General features: G+C 70.7%; 18 protein-coding genes and 1 tRNA gene. 8 read left to right on the top strand and 11 right to left on the bottom strand.

The window, feature by feature from the left end; all coding sequences use genetic code 11:
* The first annotated feature begins 80 nt into the window (after nt 1-80).
* Nucleotides 81-2237, top strand: coding sequence for an MMPL family transporter (locus tag Aeryth_RS06025; protein ID WP_067855945.1), 2157 nt, complete (start codon nt 81-83; stop codon nt 2235-2237).
* An 81-nt stretch (nt 2238-2318) separates the two neighbouring features.
* On the opposite strand, the gene Aeryth_RS06020 is transcribed toward Aeryth_RS06025, so the two are convergent.
* On the bottom strand, nt 2319-3266 hold the full coding sequence (locus Aeryth_RS06020; RefSeq protein WP_067855942.1) for a patatin-like phospholipase family protein: 948 nt from the start codon (nt 3264-3266) through the stop codon (nt 2319-2321).
* Between the two features lie 121 nt (nt 3267-3387).
* On the opposite strand from Aeryth_RS06020, the gene Aeryth_RS06015 reads away from it, so the two are divergent.
* Nucleotides 3388-4422 (top strand): AraC family transcriptional regulator, encoded by a 1035-nt coding sequence (locus Aeryth_RS06015; RefSeq protein ID WP_236749873.1) that lies wholly within the window; start codon nt 3388-3390, stop codon nt 4420-4422.
* Nucleotides 4423-4603: 181 nt separating this feature from the next.
* On the opposite strand, the gene Aeryth_RS06010 is transcribed toward Aeryth_RS06015, so the two are convergent.
* Nucleotides 4604-4680, bottom strand: a tRNA-Met gene (locus tag Aeryth_RS06010).
* Nucleotides 4681-4809: 129 nt separating this feature from the next.
* Here Aeryth_RS06010 and Aeryth_RS18460 point away from each other — a divergent pair.
* On the top strand, nt 4810-5196 hold the full coding sequence (locus Aeryth_RS18460) for a protein kinase domain-containing protein (RefSeq protein WP_067855936.1): 387 nt from the start codon (nt 4810-4812) through the stop codon (nt 5194-5196).
* Complete coding sequence (locus Aeryth_RS06000; protein WP_067855933.1) at nt 5142-6242, top strand: protein kinase domain-containing protein; 1101 nt, start codon at nt 5142-5144, stop codon at nt 6240-6242. The genes Aeryth_RS18460 and Aeryth_RS06000 overlap by 55 nt, the downstream gene beginning before the upstream one ends.
* A gap of 3 nt (nt 6243-6245) precedes the next feature.
* Here the strand turns inward: Aeryth_RS06000 and Aeryth_RS05995 are convergent, their stop codons facing one another.
* The 3 genes from Aeryth_RS05995 to Aeryth_RS05985 are packed head-to-tail and all read right to left on the bottom strand — an operon-like array spanning nt 6246 to nt 8939.
* A complete protein-coding gene (locus Aeryth_RS05995; RefSeq protein WP_144433687.1) occupies nt 6246-6659 on the bottom strand; it encodes a hypothetical protein in 414 nt (137 codons plus the stop codon).
* Nucleotides 6656-7843: a fatty acid desaturase family protein gene (locus tag Aeryth_RS05990; protein ID WP_067855927.1), complete on the bottom strand. Its 1188-nt coding sequence runs from the start codon at nt 7841-7843 to the stop codon at nt 6656-6658. Before Aeryth_RS05990 ends, Aeryth_RS05995 begins: the two co-directional genes overlap by 4 nt.
* A 10-nt stretch (nt 7844-7853) precedes the next feature.
* Nucleotides 7854-8939 (bottom strand): ferredoxin reductase, encoded by a 1086-nt coding sequence (locus Aeryth_RS05985; RefSeq protein WP_067855924.1) that lies wholly within the window; start codon nt 8937-8939, stop codon nt 7854-7856.
* A 248-nt stretch (nt 8940-9187) separates the two neighbouring features.
* On the opposite strand from Aeryth_RS05985, the gene Aeryth_RS05980 reads away from it, so the two are divergent.
* Nucleotides 9188-10009, top strand: a complete 822-nt coding sequence (locus Aeryth_RS05980) for an alpha/beta fold hydrolase (RefSeq protein WP_067855921.1) — start codon at nt 9188-9190, stop codon at nt 10007-10009.
* Nucleotides 10010-10255: 246 nt separating this feature from the next.
* A complete protein-coding gene (locus Aeryth_RS05975) occupies nt 10256-13645 on the top strand; it encodes a S8 family serine peptidase (protein WP_083516292.1) in 3390 nt (1129 codons plus the stop codon).
* On the opposite strand, the gene Aeryth_RS05970 is transcribed toward Aeryth_RS05975, so the two are convergent.
* From Aeryth_RS05970 to Aeryth_RS05950, 5 genes are all read right to left on the bottom strand, one after another.
* Nucleotides 13646-13915, bottom strand: a complete 270-nt coding sequence (locus tag Aeryth_RS05970; RefSeq protein ID WP_067855918.1) for a hypothetical protein — start codon at nt 13913-13915, stop codon at nt 13646-13648.
* Between the two features lie 1748 nt (nt 13916-15663).
* A complete protein-coding gene (locus Aeryth_RS05965) occupies nt 15664-18591 on the bottom strand; it encodes a UPF0182 family membrane protein (RefSeq protein WP_067855915.1) in 2928 nt (975 codons plus the stop codon).
* Nucleotides 18592-18655: 64 nt separating this feature from the next.
* The gene (locus tag Aeryth_RS05960; protein ID WP_067861416.1) at nt 18656-19204 is read right to left on the bottom strand and encodes a PPA1309 family protein; all 549 of its coding nucleotides are present in this window, start codon (nt 19202-19204) and stop codon (nt 18656-18658) included.
* Nucleotides 19201-20322 carry a YlbL family protein gene (locus Aeryth_RS05955; protein WP_067855912.1) on the bottom strand — a complete coding sequence of 374 codons (1122 nt, stop codon included), beginning with the start codon at nt 20320-20322 and terminating at the stop codon, nt 19201-19203. The genes Aeryth_RS05960 and Aeryth_RS05955 overlap by 4 nt, the downstream gene beginning before the upstream one ends.
* 35 nt (nt 20323-20357) lie before the next feature.
* Nucleotides 20358-20780: a molybdenum cofactor biosynthesis protein MoaE gene (locus Aeryth_RS05950; RefSeq protein WP_067855909.1), complete on the bottom strand. Its 423-nt coding sequence runs from the start codon at nt 20778-20780 to the stop codon at nt 20358-20360.
* A 97-nt stretch (nt 20781-20877) separates the two neighbouring features.
* Between Aeryth_RS05950 and Aeryth_RS05945 the strand changes: the two genes are divergently transcribed.
* Together Aeryth_RS05945 and Aeryth_RS05940 are read left to right on the top strand one after the other, a co-directional pair.
* Entirely contained in the window at nt 20878-22257 is a 1380-nt protein-coding gene (locus tag Aeryth_RS05945) for a zinc-dependent metalloprotease (protein WP_083516291.1), read from the top strand.
* Nucleotides 22254-22808: an NUDIX hydrolase gene (locus Aeryth_RS05940; protein ID WP_067855906.1), complete on the top strand. Its 555-nt coding sequence runs from the start codon at nt 22254-22256 to the stop codon at nt 22806-22808. Before Aeryth_RS05945 ends, Aeryth_RS05940 begins: the two co-directional genes overlap by 4 nt.
* Here Aeryth_RS05940 and Aeryth_RS05935 read toward each other — a convergent pair.
* Nucleotides 22762-23253, bottom strand: a complete 492-nt coding sequence (locus Aeryth_RS05935) for a M48 metallopeptidase family protein (protein WP_317698584.1) — start codon at nt 23251-23253, stop codon at nt 22762-22764. The two genes, Aeryth_RS05940 and Aeryth_RS05935, sit on opposite strands and share 47 nt — an antisense overlap.
* Nucleotides 23254-23353 lie beyond the last annotated feature (100 nt).

Raw genomic sequence — 23353 nt, 5'->3', positions numbered from 1 at the left:
GATATGCTACGGTCCTGGTCGAACCCCCCGGGGGGATGCGACTGATCTCCCCTCCGGCCCTTCGAGCACTTGGAGACCGCATGACATCGACGATCGACCCACCCGCTCCCGGACAGGAGGCGCGGATCTCCTCAGGTCCACTGGGGCGCCTCGGGATCTGGGTCACCACCCACGGCCAGATCGTGGCCATCACCTGGCTGATGCTGGTCATCGGCCTGGGAGTCTTCGCTCCCAAGGTCGAGCACAACCTCTCCGGCGCCGGCTGGCAGGCCAACGGCTCCGAGTCCGTCGCCGCCCGGGAGCTCGCCCGCGAGCACTTCGGCGGCAACGCATCCTCGGCCATCCAGGTCGTCGTGCACAGCGACGACGGGCCCGTCACCGAGGGTCGCGGTGCCGAGACCCTCGCCAGGGTCACCACACTGTTGAAGGACGAGCCCCGGATCGCCGACGTCGTCGCGCCCCAGCCCGGCGCGACCCTCAGTCAGGACGGCTCGACCGCCATCGTGCTTGCCGGTGCAGGCGCCGACACCAACGAGATGGTCCGCGTCGCGACCGACCTCAAGGGCCCGCTGCAGGACCTGTCCGGCGACGGCATCGACGTCAATCCCACCGGCTCCTCGTTGCTCTGGTCAGACTTCAACGAGGCCAACCTCGAGGCGATGCTGAAGTCGGAGATGGTCTCCTGGCCCGTGACGCTGGCCATCCTCGTCATCGCCTTCGGCGCCCTCGTCGCCGCAGGACTCCCCCTCCTGCTCACCCTGTCCGGACTCGTCGCCTCGGCCGGTTCGCTGGTCCTCATCAACGAGCTCGTCCCCGTCTCCATCTGGGCGATGAACTTCGCCATGATGTTCGCCCTCGCCCTCGGCATCGACTACGCGCTCTTCCTGGTGGTCCGCTACCGCGCCGCCCGCATGGGAGCCAAGCTGTCCGCACCACGCGCCATCGCGGAGACGATGGACACCGCCGGCAAGGCTGTGCTGCTCTCCGGCCTGACCGTGCTCATCTCGCTGTCCGCGGTCATGCTCGTGCCCTCGCCGTCCTTCCGATCGATGGCCGGCGGCATCATGCTGTCCGTCGTCTTCGTGCTCGCCGCGACGCTGACCCTGCTGCCGCTGGTGCTGGTCAAGCTCGACCACCGCATCAACAAGCTGGCCCTGCCCTGGGTCAGGACCGGGGAACACCGGTCGCGTCGCTTCGCCGCCTGGGGAGAGCGTCTCTGGCGCCGCCCTATCCTGTGGGGCAGCGCCGCCCTCGTGGTGCTCCTCGCCCTGGCTGCACCCGTCGTCGGCCTCAGCACGGCGATGCCCTCGATCAAGGTGCTTCCCGAGGACGCCTCAGCCCGTGTCGGCTACGACCGCGTCCAGGAAGCCTTCGGACCGGGCGCACCGGGCACCCTGCAGATCGTCGTCGCGAACGACCAGGCACAGGCCGCAGCGAAGACCCTCGCCGCCGACGACGGCATCGCCGCCGCCATGCCGGCCCAGCGCGCACCCGACGGCTCGGACCTGACGATGATCCAGGCCGTCCCGACCGTCGATCCGTCGGACCCCGCGCTCACCACGACCGTCGAGCGACTGCGCGCCGACCTGCCCGACACCGCTCGGGTCGGTGGTGCCGGCGTGGAGAACCTGGACCTGAAGTCCCAGCTGGACGACTCCACCCCGCTCGTGATCGGCGTCGTCCTGGCACTCGGCTTCCTGCTCCTGCTCATCGCCCTGCAGGCACCGCTCATCTCCCTGCTTGGGACGCTCGTCAGCCTGCTCTCGACCGCAGCCGCCTTCGGCGTCGCCCGCCTCGTCTTCCAGGACGGCTGGGGCGCAGGACTGCTCGGCTTCGAGAGCCAGGGCTTCCTCGATGCATGGGCGCCGGTCTTCTTCTTCGCCATGATCTTCGCCATCGCGATGGACTACACGGTCTTCCTGCTGGCCTCGGCGAAGGAGCACTACGAGCGCAGCGGCGATCCGCATGAGGCGATGGTCGGTTCCCTCGCGCACTCCGGACGAGTCATCTTCGCCGCTGGCGCCGTGATGGTCGCGGTCTTCTTCACCTTCGCCCTCTCAGGACCGCTGCCACCCAAGGAGATGGGGGTCGTGCTCGGCGTCGCCGTCCTTCTCGACGCGTTCCTCGTCCGCCTGGTCCTGCTGCCGGTCCTGCTGCGCCTGACCGGACACGCCGCCTGGTACGTCCCGGCCTGGCTCAAGCGAGCGCTGCCGAACATCACCTTCGCGCACGGCTGAACCCCACTCGGGGGAGGTCCGACCCGTACCCCTGCGCGGGCCGGACCTCCCTCGAACGGGTCGCGACGGCACGCCGCGCCGTCACGCTGCGACCTGCCAGGTGGCGAGCTGCCGCAGGGTCTCGTCGCGGACCGTGCGCCCTGTCGATCGAAGTAGCTGGGCGTCGCGTTCGAGTCTGCCCGGGAGCCGGACCGCGGCATCAGGAGCAAAGAGCACCGTCCTGACGCCTGAGCACGAGCCTCCGGCCGTCGCCTCCAGGACCGCTCGGTACCGCGCCGGCCGCTGTGCGTACGCGGACCCGAGCGTCGGATTGAGTCCGTGCAGATAACGCTGGATCACGCGGTCGAATGCTCCGAAGGTCGGTCCGAAGCCGCGAGGTCGTGTTGCCAGGACGATGGCATGCGTGGCCCCCAGGGTCGCTGCCGCTGCCACGGGCACCGGCTCCAGGATCCCGCCGTCCAGCCACCGCCTCCCGCGGAAGCTGATGGGCGGACCCCCCAGGATCGGAAGCAGCCCGGAGGCATGGATAGCCGACAGCTGGTCGGTCCGATCGGCGAAACCGGTCAGCGCCTCTGCCCTTGCCGCGTCGATGTCTGTGGCGACCATCGCGAGCCGAGGGCCGAAATCCCCGACCAGGTCGCCGACACCGAACAGCTGATCGATGTGCGAGACGATGCGCGCACTGTCCACGACGGGTCGGCCTCTGTTCCACAGCCGACGGATGTCGATGAACTCGCGCGACGAGTAGACGTCGGCGTACGCATCTGTGAGCCCGCTGATCGTGCCACGAACCGTAGCGGCGGCGTTGACGGCACCAGCCGATGTGCCGACCACGATGTCGACGGCTGGCAGGATTCCGCTCTCCTCCAACGCGGTCGCCATGGCCGCAGAGACGATGCCTCGCATCCCCCCGCCTTCGATGACCAGAGCAACCTTGGCGCCGTCGTCGCGCAAGGTCCCGTTCAGGCGCGCTGCGACGACTCGTGGCACCTCGGCGCCGACGATCTGGCGCTCGGATGACTCGGTCACTGGGCCTCCTGGAGGAGAAACGTCACGGTCACAGTGAACGCGAGCACGAAGCGTAAAACTTGTCTTCAGCAGACAGTTTCTTGTCATGAACGGACATCATTGACACGCTGGACAGGTGAGCATGTACTTTCGCTCGGCCAGTCTGCGCGGCTTCCGCTCGGTGGTCGCAGAACTCGGAGGCCAGGCCGACACGTTCGCAGAAAGGGCGGGGCTGGATCCTCGCGCTCTCGACCAGGACGACGTGTTGGTCGAGGCGCATCGCTCTGCCGCCATGCTGGAGCTGGTTGTCGAGGAGCTGGGCTGTCACAATCTCGGTCTGCAGATGGCTGACCGCCAGTCCATCACCGTCCTGGGTGCGCTCGCGATCGCCCTGATGAACTGCCCGACCTTGGGAAGCGCGCTGGACGTGGTCAACACCTATCTCTTCGTCCACAGTCAGTTCGTGTCCTTCGAGCTGCGGGACGACCCTCGAGAAGAACCAGGCGTCAGCGCGCTGTACTACCGACCCGCGCGCCCACGTGGCCCTGCCCAGGCCGTCGACCTCGCCATGGGCTTCATCCACCGAGGCATCACCCACCTCAGCGACGGGGACTACGGTCTGCGCGAGGTGATGCTCCCCTACGAGTGCCCGGCGCGCACTGACATCTACGAAGAGTTCTTCGGCGCCAAGGTCACCTTCCGGGCACCCGTGGAAGACGCGGCAGTGCTGAGGATCCCGTCAAGCCTCCCGTCCCGGTCGCTCGCCGGCGGCGACGAAGCCCTGAAGCACCTCGCGGTCGCCTTCCTGGACCGGACCACCTCGCGCTCCGACGACGACGTGGTGGAGCGCACCCGAGGCGCACTACGGCACCTCCTCGGAACGGGATTCGTCGACCAAGCCGCGGTAGCCAAGGTGTTCTCCATCCACCCACGGACCCTCCATCGACGACTTGCTGCGCACGGCACGACGTACCAGACACTCGTCGACGAGGCGCGCCGCGATCAGGCTCTGTTGCTCGTCACCACCACTGACCTTCCCTTCGCCCAGATCACCCACATGTGCGGTTTTCGCGAGCAAGCGTCCTTCACCCGCGCCGCTCGACGTTGGTGGGGCGCATCACCAGGTCAGCTACGAAGCCGGCAGCGCGCGGGAGCCGGCGCTCGTTACCGTTCGTGATCGTCGAACGCCAGCGACGGGAAGCGGCACCGTCTACCGGAAGCCGAACGCCGGCGCTTTCGCTGCCACCAAGACGTTAGCAAGGCGCTCCGCCGCGCCCTCGCTCGTTCGTGGTGAGTCAGCGCGGAGTCACGCGTCAGCAAAAGACAAGGCCCGGGATTCGTGAGAATCCCGGGCCTCTTGGTAGCGGGGACAGGATTTGAACCTGTGACCTCTGGGTTATGAGCCCAGCGAGCTACCGAACTGCTCCACCCCGCGTCGCACGTAGAACATTACGCCACGGTGAACGGGGATCCAAATCGGGGGTGTGAGACGACGCTCACAGGGGGTATCTCGACTCGCGGGACCGTCGATCCGCTCCTACCGTCGTGTGGAAAGGAGTCGTCGGTGATCGCAGGACGGTACAGGCTCGAGCACGAGATCGGTCGAGGTCGCTCCACCAGCGTGTGGGCAGGCCACGACACCCTTCTCGACCGTCGGGTGGCCCTCAAGAGACTGGGCTTCTCCCCAGGCTCCGACGAGGTCGACGCCGCACGCGCCGAGCGAGAGGCGAGGCTGGCAGCGCGGGTCCACCACCCGCACGTCGTCTCCGTCTACGACCTCGCCGACGACGGCGACTTCACGTGGCTTGTCATGGAGCTCGTCGACGGGCCGACGCTCGCCGACCTCGCCCACGACGGCCCCTCGACCTCGAGCGGGCCGCCCGCCTCCTCGCGCAGGTGGCCGACGCGCTCGCCGCGGCCCACGCCGACGGGCTCGTGCACCGCGACGTGAAGCCGTCGAACGTCTTCGTCACCGGCGACGACGTCGCGAAGCTCGGCGACTTCGGCATCGCCCGTCGCGAGGACGACGAGGCGCTCACGCGCACCGGCCTCATCACCGGCTCTCCCGCCTACCTCTCCCCCGAGATCGCCCGGGGCTCCACCGCCACTGCCGCGGGCGACGTGTGGGCCTTCGGCATCACGGTCTACCGCGTGGTCACCGGCTCGGTGCCGTACGACGTCGAGGGAGACGACGTCATCACCGCCGTGCAGAAGATCCTCGACGCGCCGGCGCCTGCGCTGCCCGCAGACCACCCGCTGGCTCCCGTGGTTGCCGCCGCGACCCGCCACGACCCCACCGACCGCGCGACGATGCGCGAGATCGCCGACCTCCTGCAGACCCTCGCGCAGCCGGGTGGCCTCGGCCACCACCGGTCCGCGCTGGCCGACCTGGCCGTCGCGCGCGCCGCGACCGCCGGAGCGAGCGAGTCGACCGCGACGATCCCCACCCCCGACGGACACCGCACCGCCGTCACGCAGGCGCCGCCGACCCGCGACGTCGTCACCGCTCCCCCGACCCTGCCGCCCCCGACCAGCCGCCGGGGCGGACGACGTCGACGCGACCGTCGCACGATCCTCGTCGCCGCCGCAGCCCTCGTCGCCTTCGGTGCGGCCGGCGCCGGCGTGCTGGCGACCACGGGCGACGACGGCGCCCCCGTCGCCGCGGCGGCCTCGGCCGCACCGCCGGTCACGGCACAGCAGCGCCTGGAGAAGTTCGCGACCGACTACGTCCAGACGGCGGCCAGCGACCCGCAGCGCGGCTTCCAGCTGCTCACGGCGTCCTACCAGCAGGCCAGCGGCGGCATCACCGGCTACACCGACTTCTGGGGACGGGTCAGCGACGTGCGCGTCGAGGCCGTGCGCTCCGACCCCGACCAGATGCGCGTCACCTACACCTACTCCTACGAGATCGGCGGGGTGCGGCGCACCCAGGCTCTGACGCTGCTGCTCACGCAGGAAGGCGACCGCTACCTCATCCGCGGCGCGCTGGCGGCCTGAGGCTCAGAGCGTCTCGCGCTCGAGCACCGAGTTCGGTCGGAACCAGACCGGGTCGCCGCGCCGAGCCGGGCGCACGAGGTCGAAGCCGGCGGTGCTGACCAGCACCCAGCGGTGCGGCTGCTCCGCGTGACCGAGCCGTTGCCGCGGGTCGGCGGCGACCTGGCGGGCGCAGGCCACGTGGCACGGCGGGAACGCGAACTCCCCGTCGAGGGCCTCGTCGGGGGTGCCGACGAACGCGACCGGGCGGGTCAGCGTCTCGCCGCACACCCCGCAGATCCGGCTCAGGGAGCAGCGAATGGCCTGCTTCTTCACGACCTTCTCGTGCGTCCCACGACCCTCGTCGTCCACGCACGCGAACGGCAGCGCCGAGCCCTCGACCACCGGGCCCGACGCCGCCGTCACCACACCGTCGCTCACGACGTGGCGGCCGCGTTCGTCCAACGGCCCAGCTCGTGACGCCGTCCGGGACGCTCGTCGTCGCGCAGCCGCCGCGTACGCGGGGCCGGCGGCGCCGGGTTGTCCTTCGTGCGACGGTTCGGCAGCGACAACTTCATGATCGTGCGCAGCGTCTGGCCGTACTGCTTGTGCAGCGGACCCGTCGTGTACGGGATGCCGTAGCGCTGGCAGATGTCCTTGACCTTGACCGAGATCTCGGCGTACCGGTTGCTGGGCAGGTCGGGGAACAGGTGGTGCTCGATCTGGTAGCCCAGCTGGCCGCTCATGATGTGCAGGAGCTTGCCGCCCTCGAAGTTGGCCGACCCGAGCATCTGGCGCAGGTACCACTCGGCGCGCGTCTCGTCCTCGAGCTCCTCCTCGGTGAAGTGCACCGCACCGTCGGGGAAGTGCCCGCAGAAGATGATCATGTAGGCCCACACGTTGCGCACGAGGTTCGACGTGATGTTCGCCGTCAGCGTGCTGAGGAACGCCGGACCGGTCAGCGCCGGGTAGACGACGTAGTCCTTCAGCGCCTGCTTGCCGATCTTGTCGCCGATCTGCTTGAGCTGGCGCTTGAGCAGCTTCGGGTCCTTCTCGCCCTTGCGGATCGCCTCGATGTCGAGGTCGTGCAGCGCCACGCCGTACTCGAAGAACAGCGCGAGCAGGGCGTTGTAGACCGGCTGGCCCAGGTTGTAGGGCGTCCACTTCTGGTCGCGGCTCATCCGCAGGATCCCGTAGCCCACGTCGTTGTCGTGGCCGAGCACGTTCGTGAACTGGTGGTGGATGTAGTTGTGCGAGTGCTTCCACTGCTCCGCCGGCTGCGTGGTGTCCCACTCCCAGCTGCTGGAGTGCACCTCGGGATCGTTCATCCAGTCCCACTGGCCGTGCATCGTGTTGTGGCCGATCTCCATGTTCTCGAGGATCTTGGCCGACGAGAGCAGCGCCGTGCCGAGCAGCCAGGCGGGTGGGAACAGGCTCGCGAACAGGGTGATGCGCCCGGCGGCCGCCAGCCGGCGCTGCAGCGCGATGATGCGCAGGACGTAGTCGCGGTCGGCCTGACCGCGACTCGCCTCGACCTCGGCGCGGATCTCGTCGAGCTCTCGCCCGATCGCCTCCACCTCCTCGTCGGTGAGGTGGGTGTACTCGCGCACGTCGGCGTAGGCCATGGGTGTCTCCTCAGATCTTGAGCGTGCAGTCGGTGGCGGCGACGCTGATGCAGGTCTGCACGTACTCGCCCTCGGTGTGCTCGTCGCCGCTGCGCAGGTCCTTCACGCGGCCGCTGAGCAGCGGCACGTCGCACGTGTGGCAGATGCCCATGCGACAGCCGAACAGCATGTTGACGCCGGCCTGCTCGCCGGCCTCCAGCAGCGTCGTGGCCCCGTCGACCTCGACGCTCTTGCCCGTGTCGCCGAAGGTGATCGTGCCGCCCTCGGCGTCGGTCTCGGTGGCGCCGAGCGAGAACCGCTCGACGTGCAGCTCGTCCTCGCGGCCCAGCCGCTCGAAGTGCTCGACGAGCGCGTCGAGCATCGGCTGCGGGCCGCAGGCCCACGTCTCGCGCTCGGCCCAGTCGTGGCAGACCTCGCCCAGCCGGTCGGGCGTGAGGAACCCGTCGCGGTCGGTGAACCGCTCGTGGAACGTGAAGCGGTCGTGCTTCGAAGCGAGCTCGCGCAGCTCGTCGAGGAACATCATGTCGTCCTCGTCGACCGCGGAGTAGGCGAGGAACACGTCGGGCACGGAGCCGCGACGGTCGAGGGTCCGCAGCATCGACATCACCGGGGTGATGCCGCTGCCGCCGACGACGAAGAGCATCTTCGCCGGCGGCGGGTCGGGCAGCACGAAGTCGCCCTGCGGCGACTCCAGCCGGACGATCGTGCCCGGCGCGAGCCCGTTGACCAGGTGCTCGGACAGGAAGCCCTCGGGCATCGCCTTCACGGTGATCGCGACGGTGCCCTCCGAGCGCACGGGCGCCGACGACAACGAGTAGGACCGCCAGTGGAACCGGCCGTCGATCTCCACGCCGATGCCGATGTACTGGCCGGGCTGGAAGTCGAACGACCAGCCCCAGCCGGGCTTGATGACGAGCGTCGCCGAGCGGTCGGTGACCTGCTCGACCCGCTCGACGCGGCCGCGCAGCTCGCGCGCGGACCACAGCGGGTTGATGAGCTTGAGGTAGTCGTCGGGGTGCAGCGGCGTCGTGAACGCCTTGCCGACCGCACGCACGCGACGCAGCACGGTCGACCTCTCGATCAGTGAGTCAGCCATCGGTCCGCCTCCCCGGCCTCGCGCCCCACCGTGACGACCCTGGCGGCCGTGTGGTGTGCGTCACGGCGAGCGTACGTCCGTCCTGGCATCCGCGCGCGGCAAACCAGGGGCATCCATCCACGAGGTGAGACCAGGAGTTACATCGCATACGACCACATCGTGCACGTTCGAGTTGCGCCGTCGGCCTGCTCGACCAGACTCGAAGAAGCCAGAGCGCACGATCCCCGACACCCACGGAGGAACATCCCATGAGCACGCTCGAGACCAACGGCATCCAGATCAGCTACACCGACTCCGGCGGCGACGGCCGCCCCGTCGTCCTCATCCACGGCTGGCCCCTCAGCGGCGCGTCCTGGTCGGAGCAGGTCCCGGCCCTGACCGAGGCCGGCTACCGTGTCATCACCTACGACCGCCGTGGCTTCGGCGCGAGCGACAAGCCCGACACCGGCTACGACTACGACACGTTCACCGAGGACCTCGCAGGCCTGCTCGAGCTGCTCGAGGTCACCGACGCGACCATCGTCGGCTTCTCGATGGGCGGCGGCGAGGTGGCCCGCTACCTCGGCACGCGCGGCTCCGAGCGCATCCACTCGGCCGTGTTCGCCGGCGCCGTCCCGCCGTACCTGCTGAAGACCGACGACAACCCCGACGGCGGCCTCACGCCCGAGGACGTCCAGGGCTTCAAGGACGGCGTCAGCAACGACCGTGCCGGCTTCCTCGAGGAGTTCACCACGAACTTCTTCAGCGCCAACGACGAGCTCAAGGTCACCGAGGCCCAGCGTCAGGAGGCCATCGCGCTCGTCGAGCCCGCGTCGACGACGGCCATGCTCGGCTGCGTCGAGGCCTTCGGCAACACCGACTTCCGTGACGACCTCGAGAAGATCGACGTGCCGACGCTCGTCATCCACGGCGACAGCGACGCCGTCGTGCCGTTCGAGGTCTCCGGCAAGCGCACGGGTGAGACGGTGAAGGACGCCACCGTCCACGTCGTCGCCGACGGCCCGCACGGGTTCAACGTGAGCCACGCCGAGGAGCTCAACCGCGTGCTGCTCGACTTCCTGCAGCGCTGACCTCGCTCCGCCCCGGCGGACGACACGCACCGAGCCCCTCCCGGACCACTCCGGGAGGGGCTTCGTGCGTCGTCGTCGCCAAGGTGACGAAACGGTTAAGCCCGCAATTGCAGGTCCGTCAGCCCTGGCGCACCAGCAGGCACGGGGTGAGACTGTCTCCCATGCCTCGCCCCTCCCAGGGCGGGCACGCCTTGTCCCACGGGGGGACGCCGGTCCACGGTCCGGTAGCAGAGAGGACGCACCACCTTGCGCACACGCCGCACACGGCTGCTCCGTTCAGGAGCCGCCTCCACCATCGCGCTCGCGCTCGCCATCACCTCGGCGGGCGCAGCGAACGCCGCGAACGACGAGCCGCGGTCCAAGGTCGAGCAGGCCCCGGAGCGGGCCGCGCAGACCGACGAGGTCAAGGACGCGCCGGCCGGCGACAAGCTCGGCCAGCCCGACCGCGAGCTGCTCGCCGAGGCCCGGCAGAACGGTGACAAGCGCGTCACCGTCATGATCGCCACCCAGCGCAAGGCCACCGGGGCCGTCGTCGACGCCCTGGAGTCGTCGGGCGCCTGGATCGGCAAGGTCGACGACAAGCTCGGCTACGTCCGCGCCAGCGTGCCCACCTCGCGCGTCGAGAAGGTCGCCGCACTCTCGAAGGTCGACGCCGTCGACCTCGACGAGACCATCCCGATCGACGACCCTGCCCCCGGCAAGGTCTCCGCCGACGGTTCCGCGCCCAGCAGCGCGCCCGGCGCGAGCACCCCCGACGCCAACCCGTACATGCCCACGCGCGAGACCGGCACGACCGACTTCGTCGCGAAGAACCCGAAGTACGACGGCCGCGGCGTCACCATCGGCATCATCGACTCCGGCGTCGACCTCGACCACCCGGCCTTGCAGGAGACCAGCACCGGCGAGCGCAAGATCGTCGACTGGGTCACTGGCACCGACCCGCTCCTCGACGACGACAGCACGTGGCGGGCCATGCTCACCTCCGTGAAGGCGACCCCGACGTTCACCTACGCCGACCAGACCTGGACCGCGCCGCGTGAGGGCACCTTCCGCGTCAACCGCTTCAGCGAGAGCATCACCGCCGGCAGCGAGCCCGGCGGCGACGTGAACCGCGACGGCGACACCACCGACCGGTTCGGCATCCTCTACGACGAGACGACCCACGACATCTGGGTCGATGCGAACCAGGACAACGTCTTCTCCGACGACGAGCTCATGCGCCCGTACAAGGAGAAGTTCCAGGTCGGCCACTTCGGCACCGACGACCCGTCGACCGACGTCGTCGAGCGCATGCCGTTCACCGTCGAGTACCGCGAGGACGTCAGCCTCGCGCCCGCCGACCTGCCCGGCACCGCCGACTTCGTGAACATCGGCATCGTCGAGGACGCCCATGGCAGCCACGTCGCCGGCATCGCCGCCGGTCACTCGCTGTTCGGTGGCGCCATGAACGGCCAGGCGCCCGGCGCCAAGATCGTCTCGAGCCGTGCGTGCACGTGGGGCGGCGGCTGCACCGCCGCGGCCCTGCTCGACGGCATGGTCGACCTCGTCACCAACCGCGGTGTCGACGTCGTCAACATGTCGATCGGCGGCCTGCCCGCGCTCAACGACGCCAACAACGCCCGTGCCACGGTCTACGACCGTCTGATCGACGACTACGGCGTGCAGCTGTTCATCTCCGCCGGCAACAGCGGCCCGGGCCTGAACACCATCGGCGACCCGTCCGTGGCCGGCAAGGTCGTGAGCGTCGCGTCGTCCATCTCCAAGGAGACCTGGAAGGCCAACTACGGCTCGGTCGTCTCGGCCGCGCTCGCGCTGCACCCGTTCTCCTCGCGTGGCCCGACGGAGTCCGGCGACTTCAAGCCGAACATCGCGGCCCCCGGCTCGGCGATCTCGACCGTGCCCCAGTGGCTCAAGCAGCCCGACCTCAAGGAGGCCGGCTACACGCTTCCGGTCGGCTACGCGATGTTCAACGGCACGTCGATGGCCTCGCCGCAGGCCGCCGGCGCGGCAGCCGTGCTGCTCTCGGGCACCCTCGCCCGGGAGGTCCCGGTGACGCCCAAGCAGCTGCGCAACGCGCTGTACTCCTCGGCGAAGCTCTTCTCCGGTGAGACGGTCGCGGGTCAGGGCACGGGACAGCTCAACGTGCCCGGTGCGTGGAGCCTGCTGCTGAAGAAGGCCGTCACGGCCGACTACCGCACCGACGCGCCGGTCTGCACCCCGCTGTCGGACTTCCTGGCCAAGCCGGGTCGCGGCACGGGCCTGTACAACCGCTGCGCCGCCGACCAGGGCGGTCAGACGCTGAACAAGGCCAAGAAGTACGACGTGAAGATCACGCGCTCGTCCGGCACCTACAAGTCGGTCAAGCACACCGTGCGCATCGTCGGCAACGACGGCACGTTCCGCGCGCCCACCTCGATCACGCTCGCGCGGGGTCGCACGGTGAGCCTGCCGGTGACCGCCACCGCCAAGACTCAGGGTGCGCACTCGGCCATCGTGGAGATCGACGACCCGGCCACCCCGGTCGTCGACCACCGCGTCATGGTGACCGTCGTGCAGTCCACGGGCCTGACCTCGCCGAGCTTCGCCAAGGAGAACCGCGGCACGGTCCAGCGCAACCGGTCGACGTCGTACTTCGTGTCGGTGCCGAAGGGTGCCAAGGCGCTGCAGGTGAACCTGTCCGGCATCGCCACGCGCAGCCAGACGCGGTTCATCGCGATCAACCCCTACGGCGTCCCGGTCGAGTCGACGGCGTCGACGGCGTGCTACACCAACTTCAGCGACGCGAAGGCCTGCAAGCCGACGTCGCGGAGCTACGCCGACCCGTTGCCGGGTGTCTGGGAGATCGAGGTGGAGTCGCGTCGCACGTCGCCGCTGCTCGACAACCCGTTCACGCTGACCGCCGCGGTCCAGGGCGTCACCGTCGACCCCGCCTCCCAGGAGGTCGCCCCGGCGGCCGACGGTGGCGCGACGGCCCTGGAGTGGACGCTCAAGAACGCGTTCGGTCCGGTCACGGTCACGCCGCGTGGTGGCGACCTGGGCAGCGCCCTCGCGGAGCGCAAGACGATCGACGACGGTGCTCGCCAGACCTACACCGTCGACGTCCCGGAGGGTGCGTCGAGCCTCACGGCGACCATCGGCAGCACGTCCGACGCCGGCGCCGACCTCGACCTCGCCATCCTCAACCCGGACGGGTCGCAGGCCGGCCAGTCCGCGGACGGCGACTCCGAGGAGTCGGTCACGCTGGACGCCCCCGCCGCCGGCAGGTACACCGTCGTCGTCGACGGCTACGCGGTCCCGGCCGGCAGCACCGAGTACGACTACCTGGACGTGTTCTACTCCACGGGGCTGGGCACGCTCGCGGTCGACGACACGCCCGTCCAGCTGGCACGCGGTGGCACGGCGGTCGTCAAGGGCTCGCTGGAGCCCACGGCGCAGCCGACCGAGGGTCGTTCGCTGTTCGGTGAGATGCAGGTGATCTCGTCCGAGGGTGCGGTGCTCGGCAGCGGGACGGTCCGGGTGACCGGATCGGCCCCGGAGCCGACCCCGTCGGCGACGACCACGACGCCGACCGCCCCGGAGACGGCTCAGCCGCTCGCTCCGAAGGCGACGGCGTCGACGACGGACGAGCAGGAGTAGTCAGCCGCGCTCGACCTCGACGACGACGAGCACCGGTCCTCGCTGACAGGTGGTGGTCGCGTCGGGGTCGGGCCGGCCCCGCACGGTGACACGGTCGCCGGCCTCGAGGCCGGCGACCGTTCCTGTGAGCACCCACGTGCGACCGGTCGCGGCGAGCGTGACGCACCGGTCCTCCGGCGAACGCTCCACGACACCGGTGACGGTCTGCAGAGCCGCCGACGGCTTGCCCGTCGGCGTCGGGTCGTCGGGCAGCGTCGGGTCGTCCGGCAAGGTCGGTGTCGGGTCGTCAGGCAGAGTCGTCGAGGGCGCAGGCGAGGGCGTGCTGCCGCTCCCCCCTCCCCCGCCGGTGCCACCGCACCCCGCGAGGACCACCGCCACCAGCACCCACCCGACCCGTCTCATCCCCCCAGAGTGCCACTGCCCCCGAAGCCCCGCGTCCCTGGTCGAGCAGGGATCGGACCGTTCCGCTGGTCGAGGAGCGGCGACGGCGAGCGCCAGCGAGCACGTCGGCGCGTATCGAGACCACCCGGCAACGGCCCAGCGCGGGCCGACCCCCAGCGACCGCCTGGAGTGGTCTCGATACGCCCGGAGCACGCTCCTTCGTCGCGGCTCCGCGCTACTCGGCCAGCGAAACGCTTCGCCGGTCGAGTAGTTCGAGCGAGCTTGCGAAGCTCGGACGTATCGAGACCACCCGGCAACGGCCCAGCGCGAGCCAACCCCCAGCGACCGCCTGGAGTGGTCTCGATACACCTCCCCTCGCTGGCGCTCGTGGAGGCACTCGACCAGCGGAACGCTTCGCCGGTCGAGTAGTTCGAGCGAGCTTGCGAAGCTCGGACGTATCGAGACCACCCGGCAACAGCTCAGCGCGAGCCAACCCGCAGCGTCCCCCTGGAGTGGTCTCGATACGTCACCTCACGCCTCGTCCCTCGGCGGAGGCGACTACTCGACCAGCAAAACGCTCCGCTGGTCGAGGAGCGGCGACGGCGAGCGCCAGCGAGCACGTCGGCGCGTATCGAGACCACCCGGCAACGGCCCAGCGCGGGCCGACCCGCAGCGTCCCCCTGGAGTGGTCTCGATACGCCCGGAGCACGCTCCTTCGTCGCGGCTCCGCGCTACTCGGCCAGCGAAACGCTTCGCCGGTCGAGTAGTTCGAGCGAGCTTGCGAAGCTCGGACGTATCGAGACCACCCGGCAACGGCCCAGCGCGAGCCAACCCCCAGCGACCGCCTGGAGTGGTCTCGATACGTCACCTCACGCCTCGTCCCTCGGCGGAGGCGACTACTCGACCAGCGAAACGTTCCGCTGGTCGAGTAGCGGCGACGGCGAGCGCCAGCGAGCACGTCGGCGCGTATCGAGACCACCCGGCAACGGCCCTGCGCGAGCCGGCTCCCAGCGAGGGCTCAGAGTGGTCTCGATACGTCTACGCCAGCTCCTTCGTCGCGGCGTCGACTACTCGACCAGCGGAACGCTTCGCTGGTCGAGTAGCGGCCACGCGCGACGAAGAAGCGTCGTGGCTGCGTATCGAGACCACCCGGCAACGGCCCAGCGCGAGCCGACCCCCAGCGACCGCCTGGAGTGGTCTCGATACGTCACCTCACGCCTCGTCCCTCGGCGGAGGCGACTACTCGACCAGCAAAACGCTCCGCTGGTCGAGTAGCGGCGACGGCGAGCGCCAGCAAGCACGTCGGCGCGTATCGAGACCACCCGGCAACGGCCCAGCGCGAGCCGGCTCCCAGCGACCGCCTGGAGTGGTCTCGACACGTCACCTCACGCCTCGTCCCTCGGCGGAGGCGACTACTCGACCAGCAAAACGCTCCGCTGGTCGAGTAGCGGCGACGGCGAGCGCCAGCGAGCACGTCGGCGCGTATCGAGACCACCCGGCAACGGCCCAGCGCGAGCCGGCTCCCAGCGACCGCCTGGAGTGGTCTCGATACGTCCGACCGAGCTCCTTCGTCGCCGGTCGGCCTACTCGACCAGCGAAACCTTCGCCGGTCGAGTAGCCCGAGCGAGTCGAGCCCCCTACTCGCCGCCACTCTGGTCGGACTGGCCCAGGGCGTCCTGGGCGTTCTCGACCGCTGCGTTCATCTGGTTGATCCGACGCTGGTACTCGGCGAGGTCGCCGGCCTCGAGGGCCTTCTGGGCCGCGGAGTAGGCGGCGGAGGCGTCGCGCAGGTACTCCTGCGTCGTCTTCGCGCCACCGTCGCCACTGCCACCGGTGCCGCCACCCGAGGACTCCTCGTCCGGGTCGGGGACGGAGCCCTCCGCGAGGCCGAGCGCCACGCGCAGCGCCTCGTCGAGGGTCTGGCCGAAGCCGACCTCCTCGCCGAACGACGCCGCCACGAACTGCAGCACCGGGTAGCTGCCCTCCTCCGCCGTGCGTCGGATGTAGACCGGCTGCACGTACAGCAGCGCGTCGCCCACGGGCAGGGTCAGCAGGTTGCCGTTGAGCACCCGTGCGTCGGACTGGCGGAACTGCAGCAGCGCCTGCGTCACGCCGCGGTCGGAGCTGAACTGGTTGGCGATCTGGCTCGGACCCGGTACCTGCGTGTCGCTCGGCAGCTGCAGGATCTGCATCTTCCCGTAGTCCTCGCTCGACGCCTCGGAGTTCACCGACATGAACGCGGCCAGGTTCTGGCGGCTGTTCGGCAGGTAGACGCTGGTCAGCGAGAACGCGGGGTCCTCCTGGCCGGGACGCGCCGTCGTCAGGAAGTACGGCGGCTGGAGCGACTTCGGCTGACCCGACGGGGTCGCCGGGTCCTCGGGCACGCGCCAACGCTCGCCGTCCTCGTAGAACGTCTGCGCGTCCGTCACGTGGTAGCGCTCGAGCACGTTGCGCTGGACCTTGAACAGGTCGACCGGGTAGCGCAGGTGCTCCAGCAGGCTCTGGTCGATCTGCGAGCGCGGCTCGACGACACCCGGGAAGACCTTCATCCACGTCTTGAGGACCGGGTCCTGGGTGTCCCACTGGTACAGCTTCACGCTGCCGTCGTAGGCGTCGACGACGGCCTTCACGGAGTTGCGCATGTAGTTGACGTTGTCCGTCGGGAGCGCGGCCTGCGACGAACCCTGCGTCAGCGTGTCGTCCGTGGCCTGGCGCAGCGAACGTCGCTCGCTGTACGGGTAGCTGTTGCTCGTCGTGTAGCCGTCGACGATCCACACCACGCGACCGTCGACGACCGCCGGGTAGGTGTCGCCGTCGACCGTCAGCCACGGCGCGACCTTCTCGACGCGGTCACGCGGGTGCCGGTCGTAGAGGATCTTGGAGTTCTCGTTGACGCGGTTGGACAGCACGATGTTGGGCTCGGCGAACTTGAACGCGTAGAGCACCTTGTGGAAGAGGCTGCCGACGGGCACGCCGCCCTCGCCGTCGTAGGTGTTCTGCGTGGCGCTCTCGGCGCCGTCGTTGCCCGAGCCGCCACCGCGGGGGATGTCGACCTCGATCGGTGCGGCGCCCTCGGGTCGTCCGACGATCGAGTACGACGGCGAGCTCTCGCCGAAGTAGATCCGCGGCGGCACCTCGGTCTCGATCTCCCCGACCGGCGGGATGTCCTTCTGGACCCAGACGGGCTCACCCTGCTCGCCGCGCTGGTTGCCGCGCGCGGCGATGATGCCGTAGCCGTGCGTGTACACGGTGTGGTCGTTGGCCCAGTTGCGCTGGGAGTCCTGCAGGCCGCCCAGGTCGAGCTCGCGGGCCGCGATGATGACGTCCTGCGGGATGTCGTCGTCGCCCAGCTTGTAGCGGTCGACGTCGAGGGTCTGCGGGACGGTGTAGTAGCCGCGCACCTGCTGCAGCTGCTGGAACGCGGGCGAGATGAGCGTCGGGTCGAGCAGACGCGTGCTGACGCGCGACTCGGCCGACGCGTTGAGCTCCTGCGGCGTCAGGGTCGTGTTCGCGGTGTAGTCCTCGGTCTCCACGTCGGCGACGTCGTACGCCTCGCGCGTCGCCTCGATGTTGCGGGCGATGTACTGGCCCTCCTTGTCCGGCTCCGAGGGACGCACCTGGAAGGACTGCATGACGTAGGGCCAGACACCGCCGATGAGCACCGACGTGAGGAGCAGCAGGCCCAGCCCGACGCCCGGCAGCACCCACGACTTCACGAACACGGACGCGAAGAACAGCACGGCGCACACGAGCGCGACGCCGATGAGGATGTTCGCTGCGGGGATCCGCGCGTTGGCGTCGGTGAAGCCGATGCCGGTGAACAGGCCGGAGCCGTTGACGGCGAGGTTGTAGCGGTCGAGCCAGTAGCCGAAGGCCCGCAGCAGCACGCCGAACCCGACGAGCACCGCCAGGTGCACCTGCGCCGCGCGCGTGAAGCGCGGGCCGCGTCCGGCGAACCGGATGCCACCGAACACGTAGTGCACGAAGACGCTCACCAGGACGGCGACGACCACGAGCGCGAACAGGAACGACGACAGGAAGTTGAACCAGGGCAGGTCGAAGACGAAGAAGCCGATGTCCTTCTTGAACTGCGGGTCCTGCTCGCCGAACGACGTGCCGTGGCGCCACAGCTGGAACGTCTCCCACCGCGACGACGCGACGGAGCCGGCGAAGACCGTCAGCACGACGGCGAGCACGATCAGCGCCGGACGCTTGACCGGCGAGAGCGCCTGCCGGTACCGGAACGCTGGGTCGTCGCGGCGCATGGGCAGTGTGTCGGGCTGCAGCCGGTGCGCGAGCCACGCGTTGGCGGCGACGACGAGCCCGAACAGCAGCCCGAGCACCGCGAAGAGCCCGACGCGGTTCACGATCACCGTGGTGAACACGTTCGAGTAGTCGACCGAGCGGAACCAGAGCCGGTCGGTCCACACCGACGTGAAGATCGACCCGAGGAACAGCAGCGCCGCCAGCGTGACGAGCGTGGGCACGAGCACCTTCCGGCGCTTGTCGACCCCGCCGGGCGTCGGCTCGGGTCGGGGACGGGGGGTACCGAAGATGTCGCTCACGGGGCTCCAGGTGTCGTTCTGGGGTCGGGTCCAGCGGTGGGGCTGACGGTGGGGCGAGCCTACGTCAGGCGTTCAGGTCGAGGGTGCGGAGCAGGGCCTGCACCAGACCGGGCACCAGGTCGGGGCCCTCGAGGAGGGTGGCGTCGGCGGGCGTGCGGGCGCGCACGGCGCTGTGCCGCTCCCCCGTTCGGTCGACGACGGCCACGAGGCGCACGTCCTGGCGGGCGGGGTGGCGGGCGGCCGCCTCCGCGACCGCGGCCGGGTCGGACGGGAGGTCCTCCTCAGCCTCGGGCGGCAGCATGATGCGCTCGACGACGACGGCGCACCCGTCGACGGCGTCAGGCCACTGGATCTCCTCGAGCACGTCCTCGAGCGGTCGACCCGCGAGGTGCAGCTCCTGCTCGATCGTCGTGAAGCCGTCGGGTGCGTCGCGCAGCGGCACGGCGAGCTGGGCCGCGAGCGAGGGCTCGGCCTCCACGAGGGCGGCAGTGCGCACGAGCGCGTAGAGGCGGGGCGCCTGGTCCCACCCGTCCGCGGCCACGTGCGCCTCGACCTCGAGCGCGGCCAGCCGCAACGGCGTGGACGGCAGCGGCTCCTGCTCCGGCGTCGTCACGAGCACGTCCTGACCCGGGCGTCGGGATCCTCGGCGAGCGCCGTGAGCTCCTTGACGGCCTCGTCGAAGGTCGCCACCCGCACGAGCGTCATGCCGTGGTCGGAGCCCTGCGCGGCCTCGGCGCAGTTCGCGTCGGGCACCAGGAACACCTTGGCGCCGGCCGCCGCGGCGCCGGCGATCTTCTGCCGCACGCCCCCGATGGGGCCGACGGTGCCGTCGGGGCTCATGGTGCCGGTGCCCGCGACGGTGCGCCCTCCCGTGAGCGAGCCGGGCGTCAGGCGGTCGTAGATCGCGAGCGCGAACATGGTGCCAGCGCTGGGGCCGCCCACCTCGTCGCCGACGTTGTTCTCGACGTCGATCGGGAAGTCGTAGACGGTGCCCAGCGAGACCCCCACGCGCGGGACGGAGGCGTCGCGCGGGTCGGGGCGGGTGGTCACGTCGACGGTGCGTTGCGTGCCGCCGCGGACGACGTCGAGCGTGACGGTCGCGCCCGGCTTCACCCGGCCGACGGCCTCGACCACTGACGCCGCGGACGAGGTACGTCGGCCGTCGACGGCAGTGATCTCGTCCTTCGGCTGCAGCTTGCCCGCTGCGGCACCGTCCTGCGCGACAGCGGCGACGGACGCGCGCTCGCCCACGCGGTACCCGGCGGCCCGGAGCGCGACGACGAGCGAGCTGTCCTTGGAGCTGGTGAGCTGCGCCTGGCCCTCGGCCTTCGACGCCGCGGCCGACTCGTCGTCGGGGTAGACGATGTCGCGCGGCACGACGGCCACGTCGGAGGTGAGGAAGGCCTCGACGACCGACCCGAGACTCACGTGCGTGTCGGCGCGGGTGACGGAGACCGTGGTGAAGTCGAGCGCACCGTCGACGGGGTAGGTCTTCACGCCCTTGCCGAACGTGAACATCTGCCGGCCGCCGATCTCGCCGAACGTGTCGAACGCGGGGCCGGGACGCATGGTCACGTACGGGGCAGGCAGCAGGAAGGCCACGCACGTGAGGGCGACGACGCTCACGCCCGCGACGAGCAGGGTGACGTAGCGACGCCCCAGCCGGTGGGCGTCAGGGTCGTGCGGGGCGCCCTCGGGCACGGCGGTGTCTCGTCCAGGGTCGTCGGGCACGGCTCCACCCTAGAGTTCGACGACAACTGCGCCGGTCAACAGGCCCCGACCCACACGGCGTCGCCGGTCTCGAACGTCTGGTGCTTCCACACCGGCACCTCGGCCTTGAGCTCGTCGATCAGGCGGCGGGCACCGACGAACGCCTCGGCCCGGTGGGCGGCGGACACGCCCACGACGACCGCGAGGTCGCCGATCTGCAGGTCGCCGACCCGGTGCACCGCGGCGACCGCGACGACGTCCTCCTCCGCCGCGACCCGCTCCGCGACCTCGCGCAGCCGCTCGACCGCGCTCGGGTGCGCGCTGTAGGAGAGGGCGCTGACGTCCTGCCCACCGTCGTGATCGCGCACCGTGCCGACGAACAGGGCGACGCCGCCGGCGTGCGGGTCGCGCACCGCGGTGAAGACCTCGTCGAGGCTCAGGGCGGTGTCGCGGACGTCGACCAGGCGGACCGTGCTCATGGGACACCACCGTAGTCGGCGCGACCGCGCTGCGCCGCCCAGCGCGGGCAGCGGTGAACGACCCGACCCCGTGGGGCCGCCTCGATACGCTGGCCCCATGGCCGACACACCTGACGACCGCGACGACTCCTCCTCCGAGGACAACCGGGAGCCGCAGCAGCCCAACCCCTTCGCCGGGACGCCCTTCGAGCAGGTCTTCGGGGCACTCGGCGGGATCCCCGGCGCCGCCGGCGGGCCCGCCGGCCAGGCACCCGACCTCGGCGCGATCTTCGGGCAGATGCAGCAGCTGTTCAGCGGCGCCACGCAGGACGGCTCCGTCGACTTCGACACCGCCCGCGACGTCGCGCGCCGCACGCTCGCCGCTGCCGGCCCCGACCCGTCGCCGCACGCGGGTCAGGTCGGGGCGGTCGCCGACGCCGTCCGGCTCGCCGAGACGTGGCTCGACCGCGTCACGGACGTCCCCGCCGCCACGACGTCGTCCGTCGCGTGGAGCCGCGCGGAGTGGGTCGAGGCCACCGGCACCTCGTGGCGACGCCTCATGGAGCCCATCGCCGACAACGTGGTGGGGGCGATCGCGCAGGCCATCCCCGACGAGGCACGGGCCATGGCCGGCCCGCTCATCGGGATGCTGAACCAGGCCGGCAGCGCCATGTTCGCGCAGCAGATCGGCCAGGGCCTCGCGGGTCTGGCCACCGAGGTGCTGTCGTCGACCGACATCGGCCTGCCCATGGGTCCGAGCCGCGTGGCCGCCGTGCTCCCGCACAACGTCGAGGCCTTCGGCGAGGGCCTCGAGCACTCGTCGGCCGACGTGCTGCTCTACGTCACCCTGCGCGAGTGCGCGCACCACCGGCTCTTCGCGCACGCACCGTGGCTCGAGCAGGCCCTGGTCGGCGCCATCGACGAGTTCGGCGCGGGGACCCAGATCGACGTGGAGGCGATCGAGGCGCAGGTGCGCGAGATCGACCCCAGCCGTCCCGAGGCGATCGCCGAGGCGATGCAGGGCGGCCTGTTCGAGCCGCGCCGCACCCCCGGCCAGCAGCACGCGGTCGAGCGGCTCGAGACGCTGCTCGCCTTCGTGGAGGGCTGGGTCGACGAGGTCGTCTCGCAGGCCGCGCGCGACATGCCGTCGGCGCCGGCCCTGGCGGAGGCGGTCCGCCGTCGCCGCGCCACCGGCGGTCCCGCCGAGCAGACCTTCGCGTCGCTCGTGGGCCTGGAGCTGCGTCCGCGTCGTCTGCGCGACGCCGCGAACCTGTGGGCCGCGGTCCGCGACCGTCAGGGTCCGGCCGCACGAGACGCCGCCTGGACCCACCCCGACCTCATGCCGACCGCGGCCGACCTCGACGACCCGCTCGGCTTCGCGAGCGGCGAGTCCGGCGACGACGACTTCGACGCCGCGCTCGACGAGCTGCTGTCCGGCGAGGCCGGCGACGGCACCCCGGGCCGCGACGACGAGCCCGGCACCGGCGACGCCCGGTGACCCTGCACGCCGACGCGACGCGCACGCTGGCGGCCTGGACGGCACCCGACGCAGGCCAGGAACGGCTGCGCGTGGCGTACCTGGCTCACCTCGCCGCGCACCCTGACGGGATGCTGCGCCCCTGCCGGCCCGACCACGTGACGGCGAGCGCGCTCGTGATGACGGCCGACGCTCAGCGCGTGCTGCTGGTGCGTCACCGCAAGGCGGGGATGTGGCTGCAGACCGGCGGGCACTGCGAGGCCGACGACGCGAGCCTGGTCGACGCCGCCGCACGCGAGGCACTGGAGGAGACGGGCATCGCGGGCCTGCAGGTCGACCCCGACCCGCTGCGTCTCTCGCGGCACGCCGTGCCGTTCTGCTCCCCCGGCGGCCACCATCTCGACGTCCAGCTCCTCGCCGTGGCCCCCGTCGACGCCGAGCCCGTCGTGGCCGAGGACGAGGACCCGGTGGCCTGGTTCGGTGTCGACGATCCTGTGGAGCCGACCGATGCCGACACGCTGGCGCTCATCGCTGCTGCCAGGACACGCCTTCGAGGAACCCCTCGGCCTTGACCGCGTGCGGGTAGTCCGCCAGCAGCGCCCAGAACCGCGGGGAGTGGTTGGGCTCGATGAGGTGGGCGAGCTCGTGAAGGACGACGTGGTCGACGACGTAGTCGGGCATGTCGCGGACGCGGTCGGAGATGCGGATGGCCCCCGTGGCCGCGGTGCAGGAGCCCCAGCGCTGCGTCTGGTTGGTGACCCACCGCACCGAGGTGGGCACCGCGCGACCTTGGAGGTAGCGATCCGACAGGGTGCGCGCGCGGGCCATCAGCTCCTCGTCGCCGGCCGGGGTCCGAGCGACGCGGGCGTCGAGACGGGCCACGAGCCGCGCGACCTCCTCGCGCTCCTGCTCGGGTGACAGGTGGGCGGGCACGAGCACGATCGTGCGGTCGCCGTCGCGGTACGCCTGGATGGTGCGACGACGTCGCGTGCTGCGCCTGATCTCCACCTCACCCACGCCCTGGACGGTAGCCGAGGGCTCCGACGGACGAGGAATCTTCGTCCACATCCGCCGGGCGTGGTCGAGGCCGTCCCGTCGCAGGTCAGGAGGCGGTTCC

The organism is Aeromicrobium erythreum, assembly GCF_001509405.1.
In the GTDB taxonomy this organism is placed as follows: domain Bacteria; phylum Actinomycetota; class Actinomycetes; order Propionibacteriales; family Nocardioidaceae; genus Aeromicrobium; species Aeromicrobium erythreum.
This window is presented reverse-complemented; position numbering and strand designations above follow the sequence as displayed.

Coding starts and splice junctions, on each gene's coding strand:
- Aeryth_RS06025 (WP_067855945.1), top strand. CDS start 81: ATGACATCGACGATCGACCCACCCGCTCCCGGACAGGAGGCGCGGATC.
- Aeryth_RS06015 (WP_236749873.1), top strand. CDS start 3,388: ATGTACTTTCGCTCGGCCAGTCTGCGCGGCTTCCGCTCGGTGGTCGCA.
- Aeryth_RS05990 (WP_067855927.1), bottom strand. CDS start 7,843: ATGGCCTACGCCGACGTGCGCGAGTACACCCACCTCACCGACGAGGAG.
- Aeryth_RS05985 (WP_067855924.1), bottom strand. CDS start 8,939: ATGGCTGACTCACTGATCGAGAGGTCGACCGTGCTGCGTCGCGTGCGT.
- Aeryth_RS05980 (WP_067855921.1), top strand. CDS start 9,188: ATGAGCACGCTCGAGACCAACGGCATCCAGATCAGCTACACCGACTCC.
- Aeryth_RS05950 (WP_067855909.1), bottom strand. CDS start 20,780: ATGAGCACGGTCCGCCTGGTCGACGTCCGCGACACCGCCCTGAGCCTC.
- Aeryth_RS05945 (WP_083516291.1), top strand. CDS start 20,878: ATGGCCGACACACCTGACGACCGCGACGACTCCTCCTCCGAGGACAAC.